A 15,108-nucleotide genomic window follows, 5' to 3' on the forward strand; every position below is an offset into this window, starting at 1 on the left:
CCCTGTCGTCGCTGACTCCCGGGCCAATGCGCTCGGTTTTGTCGGCAAGATCCGGCGAGCTATCGCGTCTGGTTGCCGGGGAGCGCCGTAACTTCGTGGCAGGCGGACTCGATCCTTTCTGTGGCGCAACCAGCACCGGCGATGCTTGCAGGCGGGGGGATCGTGGAAGCCGTCAAGTCGATGGATACAGCGGTTATCCATGGGAGCGGACATATGTCGTTACCTACCCGCTTGTGAACAGGCGGCGGCTCGACCGAGCGATCCGCGTAGCGGCGTGCTCGCTGCAACTGTGGTGATAAGTGCCCGAGGTCGCGTTGACGCAGGGCTCGGCGACATCGCAGCGGTACGATCAGCGTCGTGAAGTCGTCGGGGGTCTATCGCGCCCTGGGGTTCTCGGGAGACCTACTCCGACTAAACGCGGTGTGTCCTTATTACACAATGTTCCCGCTAGACTTTCCCCTCGAGCAACTGGCCTCCCATGGGGCGACGACGAGGGTGCTCGACCCCTTCTGTGGCAGGGGCACCACGTTGTTCGCGGCGCGAGCCGTCGGCGTCCCGTCGGTCGGAATCGACGTCAATCCCGTCGCCGTTGCCATCGCCCAGGCCAAGGTGGAGAAGGTAAGTGCCGCCGCGGTCGTCCGCTTGGCCAAGCGAATCCTGCAAGACGGCTTACAGCCGATTGCGCCGCAGGGCGAATTCTGGCAGTTGTGCTACGAAGCAAAAACGCTGCGAGAGATCAGTACGGTGCGCGAAGCGTTGCTGAATCTGCGCACGCCAACCGCAGCAATGCTAAGAGCAATCATGCTAGGTATCCTGCACGGCCCTCGCAACAAGGGCGCGCCCTCTTACCTTTCGAATCAGATGCCACGTACGTACGCATCCAAGCCGGGCTACGCCGTCAAGTTTTGGAAGGCCCGAGCACTGCGGCCCGTTCGGGTAGACACTCTCGACGTAATCGCACGACGAGCCGCGAGACTCCTCGAGGCGCAGCCCCCTTCGTCCGGAGGAAGGGTATACCTAGGTGACTCGGCGGAGGTCTTGAAGACACTGCGTCCCACTTTCGATCTAGTGGTCACTTCCCCGCCCTACTATGGAATGCGGACCTATCTGCCCGACCAATGGCTGCGCTCCTGGTTCCTAGGCGGGGCGCCCGAGGTGCCCTACGGGTCGGCGGGTCAGCTCGCACGCCAGCCGAGCCAGGCGGCTTTTGTCACCGCGCTCGCCGGCGTGTGGCGCGCGACCGCGCTTCGGTGCCATCGCAGGGCCCGGCTGGCCGTTCGCTTCGGAGCCCTGCCATCCGCGCGCACTGACCCGACTCGGCTGCTGCTCGACTCGATTGAGCAGGCGGAGTCGGGCTGGGTCGTCATCGGAGTCACGCCGGCTGGCACTTCGCCCTACCAGGCCAGGCAGGCCGAACAGTTTGTGAGGGCGGGCTCGGCGATAGGCGAGGTCGACGTCGTGGCCGAATTACGTTGAATACGAATTGTTCTCAGAGCCTGCGGCGGACCTAGGACCGCTCGGCGTGACAATGGGAAGGATGACGATGTGAGAGTCTCGCTGCTTCCGGGTGAAGCCATTCATGACCTGAAGCGCAAGGACATTCCACCAGTGAGCGACGCCGATCTGAACCGGCGCTACTCCAAGGAGGGCGTCCGCATCGTGATAGAGCAAGCGCGATATCCGTTGAACCAAATACTCGCGATGTTCACCGACACCTTCGTTACCGAATCGGGTGAAACCGAGGCAAAGTACAAGCGCGATCCGGAATACCAGCGCCGTCACCGTTGGGACGAAGGGCGCCAGTCACGTCTGATCGAGTCGTTCCTCATGAATGTGCCGGTCCCGCCGGTGTTCCTGTACGAGTACGAGCTGGCGCGATTCGAGGTCATGGATGGCCGGCAACGTTTAACTGCATTGATGGAGTTCTACCAAGGCAAGCTCCATTTGACGGGTCTGCAACATTGGCCGGAACTGAATGGAAGAACCTATTCGACGTTGCCAAGTTCAATTCGCGACGGCATCGACCGCAGATATTTATCATCGATCATCTTGCTAAACGAGACGGCATCAGATCCCGAACAGGCCGTCTTCCTCAAGAAGCTGGTCTTCGAGCGTCTGAACTCCGGAGGAGTACGACTCAGTGGCCAGGAGACCCGCAACGCCGTCTACGACGGCCCGCTAAACGACCTGTGTCTCAAATTGTCCCGAATTACTGAACTGAGGTCGGTGCTCGGCACCCCACTCGATCCCAACAGCCTCGCGGACCCTGACACCGACGAGGAATCTGACGACGACGGCGGCGGACTTCAATTGGGTCGCGATGCCCAAGGTGTCGAGGTGACCGCTGCGGGGCTGAAACTGTATAAGGCCATGGAAGATGTTGAAATAGTGCTGCGGTTCTTCGCTTACCGGCACTTCGATAAGTTCACCCAGGGACTGAACAAAATATCCGAGTTTCTCGACGAATTCCTAGTACGAGGCAACCGCTTCGATCAGGACACGCTGGCCGAGTACGAGCAGATCTTCGTCGACAACATTACTTTCTGGCATGCAGTCGGCGGCCCAGTGGCATTCCAAGTCAAGAACAGTAATCGACACTTCAGCAAGATCGCTTACGACGCGTTGATGTATGCCAGCTCGGCGTTGAGCGGCGAGCAGCGAGCGGCGTTGCTGACTCAGCCGGCGATTGTGAAAGCCGCCGTTGACTTGATGTACGACCAACACTCGGAGGTATTTGGTGGTCGCAGGACCAACGCCGCTGACGCGCGCAACCGGAATGACCACGCGTACGAAGCGTTGAACGCCGCGCTGATTCAGATCGAAGGTCAGGCCACACAGTCTTGATTCCTAAGTACGATGCGCTCGCGGCGGATCTGGACTTGATTCGCCGCTACCTCGACACGGTCTCACGACTCCATCAGACGACCGACCAACGCCGATTTGCTTACATCGCCAGTATCTCGGCACTGTACGCCTCGTTCGAGACGTTCGCCGAGCAGCTCGCGTTCCGATTCGGCCAGTTGATGCTCAGTGACCCCAAGGCCTTGTCTACCCTGCAAGTGCAGAATCTGCGCAGCAAGTACGTGCAGAACGCATCCGCTTTGCTGGGCAAGAATCTCGGGGTGGGCCGGTATAAGGAGATCGACGAGCTTGACATTGCGAAGAGCTTGGCGTCATGCCTCGGCGATTCGCATCCCTACGATCTTCGCCTCGAAGTGATTGCACTCCATAACTCCAACTTGCGCTGGGACGCCATGGCCGACCTCTTCCGCTGGGCAGTGCCAGACCTTCCGACCCGCATCCAGCACGCCGATGCGGTCCGCAGCTGGCAGGTGAAATCGGGCCACGGCGACGCGACGTTGCCGACCGAGCTGCTCGCCAGGGAACTGGCAGATCTCGTAGAGCGCCGAAACGAGGTGTCGCACCGGGCAATACCCGATGAAATAGTCTCCCCAGAGCAGCTGCTGGCCAAGGTTGACTTCATTGAGGCGATGAGCCTGGGACTAGTGGCCAGCCTATCGTGTCTGGTGCTAGAGGCTTCCCGCGGCCGGAACGAGAGCGAGGCGTTGGGCGTCCCGACCGAGTACTACCAGCGGGGACGTATTGTTGTCATTCCGACCCTCGGCGCGCCCGTAGGAGTAGGCGACCTCCTCTGGGCATCGAATGGCCGTGTCGCTCGTTGGGGCCGACTCCGGGAAATCCAACTTGACGGCCTCAGCGTTCCACGGGTTGACTCGGCGGTCGAAACCGGCCTTAAGCTCGAGTTCGCCGTGCCCAGAAATAGTGCACTCTACGTGTGGCGCACACCCGATGCGGAGTTTGTCGAACCTCCGGCCGGCATCTTCGGCGACCGCGGCCCGCTGGCCTCCGAAGTCCACTGACTTGCGCCGGCACCCAGATGCCGGCGCCAATCGCCGAATCGGTGGGACGTGCGGCTGCGCCATGCGTATCGATGGGTCCGCTAGCTTAACCGCTGGCCGGGCCGATTAGGAACCGCGCTAATGACGATTAGCCATGAACGGGTTCCGGATTCATTAGCGACGAAACAGGCTGCGCTACAACCAAGTTTCGAACTGCTTCGAAGCTTGCATGCCGCGATGAGCTAAGGCCGAGCGGGCCGCCGGAGGGGTCGCTGGTGTGGCGGCTGCTCGTGATGGCCGATCCGACCGATGGTGTTCGACCCTCTTCGCGATGATGTTGCTCGTTCCCATGGCCCGATGCTCGGCCACCCTGCGCCGCTGCTGAGAGTGATGAGGCACCGTTTGACTCGATCGCGAAATCGCGAGAGGGGGCACCCCCTGGCTCGGTTTACTGAACGTTATGCCGGCGCCGCACGCGATCGCATAGCTCGGCGGCCGTGATATTCCCGCGGGCGTAGGCGAGCTGGTCGGCGCGGGTTGCGTTGGTGCTGCGGGAACCTTCGAGTTCCGTGCTGTGGCGGATTGCCCTGATGGCCTTGATCCGACGTTTGGCATTCTGCAACTCGCTCACGCAAACACCACCTTCGGTCGGCTTCCTTCACCGTAGTTCACACAACAGGGATGGGGTGAAGCGCGAGCTTGCGCCGGATGGTCTTGCGTCGGCGCCAACGATGATAATTGGACGATCGGTAATCCGCGATTTCGATATGAGCTGTAGTCGGTGAAGTGAGTCGTCTATTGGGAGGTGGCTGCCCGGCTATTCCAGGCGGGGTTGATCGCTGGTGCGGCCCTGTATTGAGTGGACAATTCTGTCGGCGGGCATCTCGTTTCGAGAGGTGTGTTCGATCCGTCGGTGGTGACATCTCGTTATAAACATCGGTTTCGGCCGAGAGGGCGAACGTAAGAAGGGCGCTGTGGTTCGTAAGCAAGCGGTGCTTGGGTTTGCGATCAGTGTGCTGGCGTTTTGCACTTGGTGCTGTGGATAGTGCTGTGGTTTCTGCTTGCGAGTGCTTTGGTTTGAATGCTTGCATTTCAAGGATTGCCCGGGTCTTGTAGTCACGCTACAAACACAAATGTGTTAAACGCGTTGCCTTTTGACGCTGATTGACTGCCATTATTCGCTTAGAAGCTTTTTGGTTGCGATGCTGGATGAAGGCGGTGTGATGTCAAGGAAGGCGACCAATCGTAGCGACACCCCCCGCGTTCAATACAGGCTTGCTGACGGCACCGTCGCCGAGGCGCCCTGGGCTGAGATTGACGCGAGGGAATTAGTGAATGGCATGCCGTGCCGTACCTTCCCCTGGTATCTGGGTCGACGTAGCTACGCAGGAGAGTATTGGTGCGCGACCGAGCGCAAACACGTGAATTACGAGTCACGCCTTGAGCTTTCACGGCTGATGATGAAGGACTTCGATCAGAGTGTACGGCGCATCGCAAGTCAGCCTTTCAAGCTGAGGACCAAGGTCGACGGAGTTCTCCTCACCCGAACCCCTGACTTCCTGGCGATTACCGAAGCCGGTCCACTCGTCATCGACGTTAAAGGCGTTCGAGCACTGCAGGATCCGGAGGTATGCCGGACACTCGCGTTGACCCGCACAGTTATCGAAGCGCGCGGATGGGCTTACGAAATCGCCTCTGAACCACCCGAGGTTGAATACGGCAACATCCGGTTTCTGGCTGGGTATCGGCGGGAGTGGTTGTTCCAGCCGGACGTGCTGGCTCGGGTGCGCCGCGCGCTGCAAAGCGTCGCAGAGGCATCGGTAGAAACCATTGTCCGTGCTACGGAGCTTCCCCGGGTGACCGCTTTTCCTGGCCTGATGCATCTGCTCTGGCGGGGTGAATGCACCTCTGATCTTTCCCGGACACTCACTGGCGCAACGACTGTGAGTGTCCGGTCATGAGGGCCGCAACACCGATCGGTGTCGGTACAAAGTTCATCTACGACGGTGAGATCCTCTCCATCATCGAGATGTTCCCGGATAAAACAGGAACGGAGGTTCTCGTGGCAGATCGTGGCGGGACTCGCAGGTTCTGGATTGGCCTACGAGAGCTGACCACGCGGGGTCGTCCCATGGTTATCGGTGATGACGATTGTCCCCGCAGCGACGATCCAGGTGAGGTGGCGTCGGTCGCGCTGTCTCACCTGGATGAAGCTACTCGGCAGGTTGTCGCCGAAAGAGCTGGCCACGTACGGGAGGTTCTCACGGGATATAAGTCGGGTGCCGAAGTGTTGGCTTTGCCCGGTGAGCCTCGCGCCGAGTACTCCGCTGATCGGCCGCTAGAAACGCGCTACCGGGCCAAAGCGGCCGAGGTTGGCTGTACGGCAAGGACTATCGAACGCTGGGTGGCGGCTTACCGTGACCACGGTGAGGCTGGGCTGGCCTCGACTCGCGGCAGTGACCCCTTCGGCGCGGCCGATCCACGGTGGGTCCGCGGCGCCGCGGAGGTCATGGCCGAGCACAGCACTAAGTCAAAGCCGTCCCGAGCGAGTGTCATTCACCAGACGAATGCCCGGATGACGTTGACCCATGGCGACGGTGTGGTCGCGACGCCGTCGCGTGCGTCGGCTTATCGGATCCTGAGCACGTTGGAACGCCAGATACACACATTCGATTTAAGTGCAAAACGAAACCGCGACATCGCCCTACGCCCGGCCCGCGCATATGGCAAGTTGCGGCCCACACGTCCAGGTGAATACCTGGTCATGGATAGCACCAGACTGGATGTCTTTGCCCTGGATCCCATCACGCTGAAGTGGGTCAGCGTCGAACTCACCGTCGCGATGGACTGGTACACCCGCTGTATCACCGCGCTGCGGCTTAGCCCTACTACCAAATCCTCCGATGTGGCGGGGCTGCTCTATCAGACGTTCAGACCACCACCCGCGCCGGCAGACTGGCCCCGCGAGGCCGTGTGGCCCGAGCACGGCGTTCCGCGTTCGGTTTTCCCGTCGGTGGAATGGCTCACCGGCGATTCCACGGGACAATGCCTGCCCACCGTCATTCCCGAAACGTTGGTGGTCGATCACGGCAAGGCCTTTCGCTCCCAACACATCAACAGCGTCTGCCAGCGGCTGGGCATCTCCATCCAACCTGCACGCATCAGGACGGGCCGGGACAAGGGGATCCTCGAGCGTTTCTTCCTCACCGTACGCGAGGGCCTGCTGCAACACTTGCCCGGATACAAAGGCCCCGATGTCTACTCGCGCGGTGAATCACCAGAACACGAGGCGTTCTTCTACGTCGATGAACTCGAACAGATCATCCGTAAGTGGGTGGCCGTGGTGTACCACAACCGCCCCCACGACGGGCTGGTCGATCCCAGCGTGCCGGGCCTGCGCATGTCGCCGGCCGAAATGTATGAACACGGCATCGCGCGCGCAGGCTTCATCGAAGCCCCACGTGACCCCGACCTCGCCTTCGAGTTCTTGAAAACCACGCATGGTCGCATCCATCATTACGGCGTTCAATTCGACAAACGCCGCTACAACGGGCCGGCACTGGACGGCTACCGCAACACCGACAGTCCCTACACCGGCAAAGCCAAACGGCGATGGCCGATCCATATCGACCCCGACGACGTCACTCGCGTCTACTTCCGCGATCCGATCACGCGTAAGTGGCATACGCTGCGCTGGAGCGCGGCACCCAAATCACCGTTCCCCTATGACGAATACACCGTCGCCCACGCCCGCCGGCTCGCGGTCGCCCAAGGCCGAAGCGACGATCCCGCGGCCGCCATGGCGGCACTGTTACGGGACTGGAATCTCGAGCTGGGCAAGACCGCAGCAGGCCGGCGCATCGCGTTGAAACTCTCTCGCGAACGCGCGAGCCTTCTCGATGGCCTTGCGACCGAAGAGGACCGACTCGGATCGGGCGCAGACGCCCCGACATGCGCACATCGCGACGAGCCGAGTGCTCAGCCGGATTCGCCAGTGCTCGACGATCATCTGGATCAATTGGGGGACAGTGACGACGACTGGGACGACGACATTGTCGACGACGACTACTACGCCGACGCATTCGAGGACACCAATGACGACCGAGGACACCAATGACGACCGAGGACACCAATGACGATCAGGCCTGAACGCGATCACTCTCCAATCCGCTCGAACAATCCGGCGCGGACGCCCCGTCGTGAACGGCCCCGGGGGACAGGCGCTACGGCTCTGAGCGGCCTGGACAACCTGACCCTGTCCCGCAAGGAAGGTTGGCAACAGCGAGCCTACGCGCCCGCACGCATCCCGCCAGAACCGTTGACACGCAAACAGATCAGAACGCTCGGTGAGAAAGCGCGACGATGCTACAACCGGCAGCGACGGATTTGGCACGCCAACCTCCCGACGATCAAAACCGAACCCCTGAAGGAAATTCAAAAGGCCGTTGAACTGGTCATCGACAGCAACATGCAAGACGGTGACAAAGCCAAAGGATGCGTGGGAATCGAAGGACCCCCGGCCATCGGCAAGTCCATCGCCATCCAAGACCTCGCCTTCAACTACCATCGGCGAGAAATCGACGAATTAGGCGAGTACGTCGGGGACAACGAACGTTGGCCGGTCTGCCGCGTTGGGATGACCGGCAACACCGATATGAGAGCCTTCAACCGGGCCATGCTCAACTTCTACAACCATGCCGGAGCGAAGACGGGCACCGCCACGGACTTCGCTCGGCGCGCACTGGACTGTGTACTATCCTGCCAAACAAGGCTTTTGATCGTTGATGACCTCCACTTCCTCAAAGTCCGAACGACGAGTCAAGAGATCAGCAACCAGTTCAAATACATCAGCAATGAATTTCCGCTGACCATCGTGTTCATCGGTATCGGTTTGCGCCAGCGCGGACTCTACAGTGACGGCGAATACGCCGGAGACGTTCTGGGACAGTCAGGCCGACGAATCACCGGGTTGACCATGCGTGAATTCAGCATCGACGATGAACCCGGACGATGGGAGTGGCGTCGGCTGCTGCTGTCTATCGAGAAGCGCATCGTTGTGGCGGACAAGGAACACGGCATGCTCGCTGACGACTTATCCGACTACCTCTGGGAGCGCAGCAGTGGTCGCATCGGATCGCTGATGGCGCTGATCACCCGCGCGTGCCACCTTGCCATCACAAGCGGTCGTGAAGTGATAAATCAGGCCCTGCTCGAGGGCATCCGAAACGATGAAGCCTCAGAACAAAAGCGTCCCGAATTGCATGCGGGGTTCGCCGCCGGCCGATTGACCTCCAAACCGAAAGGGTACCGCCGGAAGACGTGATGCCCCCATCGGCCCTATCGGACACCAACGTCCACGCCCGCTCTCTCAGGCACATCCGCTCTATGGAGGCCGTGTCGGCGCGCACGCTTCCCATCAGGATCCCCCCACTTGCAGGTGAAGCGCTCGAGTCATGGCTGGTTGCCCTGGCACATCGACTCGACGTGACCTGGGAGGAGCTCCTTGACACCGTCATGCCCGCGTCGTTGCGACAGCAGACTGTGGTAACAGCCGCCAAGTTCACTGCGTGGCTAAATCCAGACGAACTCGCCCACATCGCCACGGTGACGGCCGTAGACGAAAGTCGCCTGCACGCCATGACACTGCAACCACTCGACGGCACGCTCATTACCATTGACAGGCGCCGACGCATCGCCTGGACCTCCTGGGGAGCGATTACCCGGCAACGCTTCTGCCCGCGTTGCCTGGCCGACAACCACGGCCGGTGGTCTCTTGACTGGCGCCTGCCCTGGGTGACTGTGTGTCAACGTCACCGTTGTTTTCTCATCGATACCTGCCCGACATGCTCACAAACAGTGTCTGTGGCGTATGGCTGGTGTAACGGCAGATTGAGACCTGGGCCTAATCGATGCTGCGCCTCGGTCGGACAGGCCGGAGAACGACGACGCTGCGGCGGCTCACTCATCGATATTCAGCCCGACACTCTGCCACTTGACCACCCAGTGCTGGACTATCAGCGCCAGTTGAGCGCACTGCTGACACAGCCGAGCGTGGGCACCGGAGTGTATGGCGTACAACCGGTCTCATCGGCACAATTTCTCGTTGACATCCACATGCTCGCTAACCGCATCCTGACGACCACCACGCCGCGGGCGATTGCTCGACATCTAGGCACCGTCGATCACAGCCAGCACACGCGCTACTGGCGCACGCGTCTGTGGACCAAACTCGGCCAGACACCCACCCGGCGCGGCCTGGCCGCCACCTCTTGCGCATCAGCAGTGGCCACCGGGACCACGGCAGCCCTAATGGTCTTGCTAAAGCCCTCAATTCCACAAGCCGCGGAAATGTTGCGGGGCTTTACCTTTGGTGACTGCCGCTTCCGCGGCCGGATCAGACCCACGTACAGCAAGTTGGGACAACACCCCAGCCCCGTCCTGTGCGCAATCGATATCGCCTCCTGGGTGGGCCGGCGTCGTTTCATTGCCGCTACCGACCAGCTTCGCTACCGACTCTATTCGGCAGTTCCCTCCTATCCCATGCCGGCCGGTCTCGATGCACTGATTCTGCGTTGTGTGCCCAATGCCCTGTGGGATGACTGGGCATTTCGTTTGCGTATCGGCGGTTTCACGATGGCGACGCAACGACAGGCCTTGGCGCTACTTGTCACCATAGTCGCAACCACGACACCGCAAAAATACCTCGAAAAGGGCATGGGATACCGGATACCCGAGAGAACTACCAGCCAGGTCTATGCCGCTCTACATGCGCATCCGCAATGGCCCGCTATTGCCGCGGCGCTGATTCGTCTTCACGATCGATTGGCAAGTGCGCCGCCGCCCATCGATTACCGGCGTCGCTGCGCGCTCGACTATAGGGGGCTTCTTTCCCTGCGGCAGTGGGAAGGGCTCACCTCGTTGGCGCGAATGAGTTCACAAAGCCCGCTGATACATCACGCGGCACGAACGTGGCTCTTCGACCGCATCAGTGGCCTTCCCTCCACCGCATTGCCTTTCTCCATTCCCCCAGGAAACGGCCGGTTTGCTGCTGACAGATTCTTGTTGATGTTGACACCCGAGCTGGTCACGCGCCTAGATGAGGTGGCTGCAGAATTCCTGCGTCGACGTGGAGTCGACGATGAGCCCGTCAGTTGGTCGCCGCCGCTGGAATGGCTCGGCGAACTGGATCTGCCGGGACAGTACTGCCACGCGGTGCAGACCCATGCGCTGCGCCGGCTTCTTGGTGCGGGCAACGTCTCAATACGGGAAGCTGCGCGCCGCCTCGGCCTATCCGCGAACGTCATACGACACGAGCTGAAACACAATCCGCTCCGCCAAATCCCGCGACACGTCCCTACTCAGTTCGAACGCGCCCGAGCCGCCCTGCCCGAGGCGAGATTACGAAAACTCTACGAGGACAAAGGGCTATCGCTTCCTCAGATCGCCATGCTTGTCGGAATCAAGAAAGGTAACACCATCGGTGACTTGGCCCGCAGCTACGGCATGCACGTTCGCGGCAACGGCCGAAAGTCCATCCCCGCGACGTGGATCCGCGACCGCAGTATTGTGCAGCACCACACCGTGCGCGAGATGAGCGCTGAACTTGGGGTCTCCGAAGATCGCATCCGGCGCTGTGCCCTCGAGCACGGAATTATGCTTTGCGAATACGACCGCCCCCACCCTCCACTTGCTGCCGCCATCGCTCGTCAACTCCCCGGCGGAGAGGCTCTGCTGCCGGCGATGGCCGACATCAAGGCCTGGCGGCGCCTTCGGCGGTTCGCGCGCGCATCACACTGCGAGACCCTTGCTGCGGCGGCGCGACAATGCGGCTGCGGCGCTTCAGTGCTAAGAGGGCAGATCATCCGATTAGAGAGCAACTTCGGCAAGGAACTGCTCGTTAGGAGTGGTTCGCGTCTAAGACCTTGGCGGCCGACAGCTTTTGGTCATACAGTGGCTGACCTGGTGCATCAGATCGAAGCACGCATCGACACCGTAAACGATTGCGCCACTCGGCCAAAGCACTAACGCCCCTTGCACGCGGTACACCGCGTTCGGACAGCGTCGTGTCCGAAGGCAAACGGCGACAGGGTCTTCGCCAACGTCACGGAGTCCCCCTGCGAGCAACCGAGCAGCCGTTGGCGACCACATCGTATCGCGGCAGCAGCCCAGTCCAGATTCAATGCTAGTACCCCAAAGGTGGAGGATGCGATTCAACCGGGCAGGAGCTTATCCGACGGGTGCCACATTAGCGGCTCCCCACCGCATCCGTGTTTCTCCAGAAACTTTGTGGCGAAACGGTCGAGAAGCGCCGCGAGGTTCGGCGTCATCCACTCAGTGAGTTCGGACAGCTGGCGGCGAAACTCGCGGTTACGTTCGGCCGTGGGGCAGCGATGTGCAGGGGAACCGGTCATGCGCTCAAACATCCACGATCTGAGCAACCCGACCCGCAAGATCGGACCGGCCTGTAACGCTGCATCGCAGCATATTTCGCACCACTCATCACCGTCCATCAGCTGGTAGAAGGGGAGTGCGCGCCGCCGTTCGTAGTCGATGGGGCAAGCGCCTGCATCAAGGTCGTCCGCGACGCGAATCAATGCCGCTCTCATTCCTGCCCACTCCTCGGCAGTACTCAACTTTTGAAGAACGCGAGATATGGCCGGTGCCGTCGTGACCGACTCGAGGCGCCAGGCCGCTTCGGCGAGGGTCATTCGCGTGCCGACCACCACGACAGCACAGGCCAGCGTCGCGGCCAACTGCTCGGTCGCTATACCTACTGGGGCGAAACACCGTGTTGCCGGAAGCCATAGCAGGCTAGGAACGTGTCGATGCCGTTCGGCTGACACGGTCGGGTCGCTTGGGGAGTGGGCGCCGATTCGGTAGCGAAGTTGATCACTAGGACCCAAATAGGTTTCAAGCGCCGACAACTGGGCCGCGCGCAGTGCTCCGCTAACGGTTCTGCCTTTGCCGAAATGAGTCGCAGTCACCGAGGTGGTGCGTGCACCCGGTGTCGCTACGATCCAGCGCATCCGCGCCCCAGCGTGTTTTACGTCAGGGCTACCCAGAACATCGAGCGCGGCAATAAGCGCCAACGCAGCACCACCTGCCGTCACCGCGTGATGGCCCACCATCGCTTGGCCGGCGCCACCGGAAACCAGTTGCGCGTAAAGGTCCACAAGGTCACTCGGCGTGCGCTCCTGAACAATCTCGCCAGATGAAAGCCTAAGCACGCGGTTTCCGATCGCGGCGACATCAGCGAAAAACTGCGATACATCAACAGCGCCGCCAACATAGATGCCATCGGACACCCATTGTTGGGCAAGGCACTTCAGGACGCGCCGCTGCGCCCTCAGCACCAGGTGATCAGCGGAGAAACGGTGCACGGCCGACCCTGACAGTGCCGCGCCGCATCGAAACGCCCTGCGACCATGCGGCGCTGCTACCTTGCGCGAACACAACCCCGGCGCCAAAAGCGTGCCCGATGATGACGGTCCCACTCGTTGCCACCCCCCACAAGTAGGGCAGCAGTCGGCAAGCAGGCAGTGGTGAATGGGGCACGCAATAGCCCAGCGCAGCCGCCACCACAGTTGCCACCGACCGCCGCTTTCGGCCAGACACATTGGGCAATAGCGCGACCTTTCGGGCGCCCGCAATATGGGCACCGGCCCAGCCGGCCTCATTGCAGCGTTCGGTGAGCGCATCAGTCCCGCAACCGTCATCGAAGCAAGCTGGCTGCTACGAACCCCGGTGCTCCGGCTCAACGCCGATGACTGCGATCCGGTGAGCCCAACCAGCCAGCCATAGATCCCGGTTCCTGATCCCATCGACTCGTTGTCGAGACCGACAGCACGAAGAAGGTCGCCCCACGGCGTGTGCGACCGGTACGCAAGCGCTTCCAGATAAGAATCAAGTGCCTCACCATCAACTGGCGGCAGACGGATCGGCAGGCTCCGGCATATCGTGGCCGGCCCACCTTCGCCCGAGCTCAGCAGTGCAGGATCGATCGAGGACCGATGCGCGAGGCCGGGAGACCCGTCACGCCCGCCAACCCTCATCCCGATATCGCCAGGCAACGCCGACCTGCCTTCTGGTCGACGAGTGAGGAAAGGTGCCGACACCGAGCAATGTACTACTAGTAGGGCAGACATCGGTAGGGCGCGCCGCTTACCTGAGAGCGTGCCCACGCGCCCGAACCAAAACAGCCCCGAGCGGGTTGCCCAATGGGAACGGTGGCGAGAGGCAGTCGGGCGCAACATTCGCGAACTTCGCATTCAACGCGACATGACCCAGGAAATCCTCGCCCTGCACTCGGGTGTGACGCGCAATGTGCTGATCGATGTCGAGTTCGGCCGGCGCGGCCTGCTCTACGAGCGGCTTTTTGACCTCGCCGAGGCCCTCGATGTGCCAGTAGCTGAACTGCTTGCCGTGCCCGAACCGACGCCAGCGCGTAAGCGACGCTCCAAGCGGCCTGCGAAATGATGCTGCATTCCAGTCTATGCACGCGGGCGTCGACGCCACGGCCGGATGCGCGGGGTCTGAAGCAGTGCAAACCCTTGCACTACTAGTGCTACATTGGGTCAGACGGGCCTGGTCTGCTGGCTGACCAGAAGAGTCGGACAACGGGTGACGATCCGGCCGCGCAGGGGGCGGTTCACCGCCGATCAGACGCCTCGCAGTGCCGCCGGCCAGGTCCGCCCCGCCACCTCGGCCACCCTGGTGTGCCCAGCGCGAGTGTAACTGTGACGGAGGTTGAACGTCGCACAACAGTGGCTCGACACCGCCAAAAACCTCGCACCCGAGCAGCCAGGTGCGCTGCGCAGCGCCAGCCTGCAGCGCTTCGGACTCGCCTAATTGAGCAGTGGGGCAATCAAATTCACCGGATGCGATCGTACTCGTGCAGCTCCGCGTGGTCTCCCGTCTACCAACGATCGTCGATCAAGCAGACGCACTCCAACGTTGAAGAGGCTTTCGGGCTCCGATTGAGGAGCAGATTGCACGGTCGGCAGGATCGACCTGAGCGCGGACCGAAATCGATCAACGGTTGACGAGAAATCAAGGTGTCACCATGACGAGCACAGTATCGACGTCGTGCATGGATTCTGCCATATGACTTCAGAATCGAGGCTAAAAGGGGTCGTCGTGACCGCGAATTCTCGACGCGAATCCGATTTGCGGCTTGCGGCGTGTCGCGTTGGCTGACAAGAACTTGACCGCGCAGGAACTCTGCCGTGGTTTCCCAATCGAGCAAGTC

General features: G+C 61.2%; 10 protein-coding genes and 2 pseudogenes. 9 read left to right on the forward strand and 3 right to left on the reverse strand.

Annotated features, from left to right (window positions below):
• The first annotated feature begins 495 nt into the window (after positions 1-495).
• The 3 genes from W7S_RS07970 to W7S_RS07980 all read left to right on the forward strand — a co-directional run bounded on the left by W7S_RS07970 (position 496) and on the right by W7S_RS07980 (position 3,881).
• Positions 496-1,476, forward strand: a complete 981-nt coding sequence (locus W7S_RS07970; RefSeq protein ID WP_238535822.1) for a site-specific DNA-methyltransferase — start codon at positions 496-498, stop codon at positions 1,474-1,476.
• A gap of 69 nt (positions 1,477-1,545) precedes the next feature.
• Positions 1,546-2,844 carry a DUF262 domain-containing protein gene (locus W7S_RS07975; protein WP_041297793.1) on the forward strand — a complete coding sequence of 433 codons (1,299 nt, stop codon included), beginning with the start codon at positions 1,546-1,548 and terminating at the stop codon, positions 2,842-2,844.
• Complete coding sequence (locus W7S_RS07980) at positions 2,841-3,881, forward strand: HEPN domain-containing protein (protein ID WP_014711155.1); 1,041 nt, start codon at positions 2,841-2,843, stop codon at positions 3,879-3,881. The genes W7S_RS07975 and W7S_RS07980 overlap by 4 nt, the downstream gene beginning before the upstream one ends.
• A 427-nt stretch (positions 3,882-4,308) precedes the next feature.
• Here W7S_RS07980 and W7S_RS07985 read toward each other — a convergent pair whose 3' ends face one another.
• Positions 4,309-4,491 (reverse strand): antitoxin VbhA family protein, encoded by a 183-nt coding sequence (locus W7S_RS07985; RefSeq protein ID WP_014711156.1) that lies wholly within the window; start codon positions 4,489-4,491, stop codon positions 4,309-4,311.
• 523 nt (positions 4,492-5,014) lie between these two features.
• Here W7S_RS07985 and W7S_RS07990 point away from each other — a divergent pair.
• The 5 genes and pseudogenes from W7S_RS07990 to W7S_RS25980 all read left to right on the forward strand — a co-directional run bounded on the left by W7S_RS07990 (position 5,015) and on the right by W7S_RS25980 (position 11,885).
• Entirely contained in the window at positions 5,015-5,821 is an 807-nt protein-coding gene (locus W7S_RS07990) for a TnsA-like heteromeric transposase endonuclease subunit (protein ID WP_238535823.1), read from the forward strand.
• The gene (locus W7S_RS07995; protein ID WP_041297794.1) at positions 5,818-7,977 is read left to right on the forward strand and encodes a Mu transposase C-terminal domain-containing protein; all 2,160 of its coding nucleotides are present in this window, start codon (positions 5,818-5,820) and stop codon (positions 7,975-7,977) included. The genes W7S_RS07990 and W7S_RS07995 overlap by 4 nt, the downstream gene beginning before the upstream one ends.
• Before the next feature lie 201 nt (positions 7,978-8,178).
• On the forward strand, positions 8,179-9,183 hold the full coding sequence (locus W7S_RS08000) for a TniB family NTP-binding protein (protein WP_014711159.1): 1,005 nt from the start codon (positions 8,179-8,181) through the stop codon (positions 9,181-9,183).
• 62 nt (positions 9,184-9,245) lie between these two features.
• Positions 9,246-9,674, forward strand: a pseudogene (locus W7S_RS27780) (TniQ family protein); the annotation flags it as partial.
• Positions 9,675-9,884: 210 nt separating this feature from the next.
• Complete coding sequence (locus W7S_RS25980) at positions 9,885-11,885, forward strand: LysR family transcriptional regulator (RefSeq protein WP_238535824.1); 2,001 nt, start codon at positions 9,885-9,887, stop codon at positions 11,883-11,885.
• A gap of 185 nt (positions 11,886-12,070) precedes the next feature.
• On the opposite strand, the gene W7S_RS27430 is transcribed toward W7S_RS25980, so the two are convergent.
• Together W7S_RS27430 and W7S_RS27785 are read right to left on the reverse strand one after the other, a co-directional pair.
• Entirely contained in the window at positions 12,071-13,240 is a 1,170-nt protein-coding gene (locus W7S_RS27430; protein ID WP_238535825.1) for a hypothetical protein, read from the reverse strand.
• Positions 13,241-13,402: 162 nt separating this feature from the next.
• A pseudogene (locus W7S_RS27785) lies at positions 13,403-14,128 on the reverse strand (TniQ family protein); the annotation flags it as partial.
• Between W7S_RS27785 and W7S_RS08010 the strand changes: the two are divergent.
• Positions 14,034-14,336, forward strand: a complete 303-nt coding sequence (locus W7S_RS08010) for a helix-turn-helix domain-containing protein (protein ID WP_050989375.1) — start codon at positions 14,034-14,036, stop codon at positions 14,334-14,336. The pseudogene W7S_RS27785 and the gene W7S_RS08010 overlap by 95 nt on opposite strands.
• Positions 14,337-15,108: the final 772 nt, after the last annotated feature.

The organism is Mycobacterium sp. MOTT36Y (assembly GCF_000262165.1).
In the GTDB taxonomy this organism is placed as follows: domain Bacteria; phylum Actinomycetota; class Actinomycetes; order Mycobacteriales; family Mycobacteriaceae; genus Mycobacterium; species Mycobacterium intracellulare.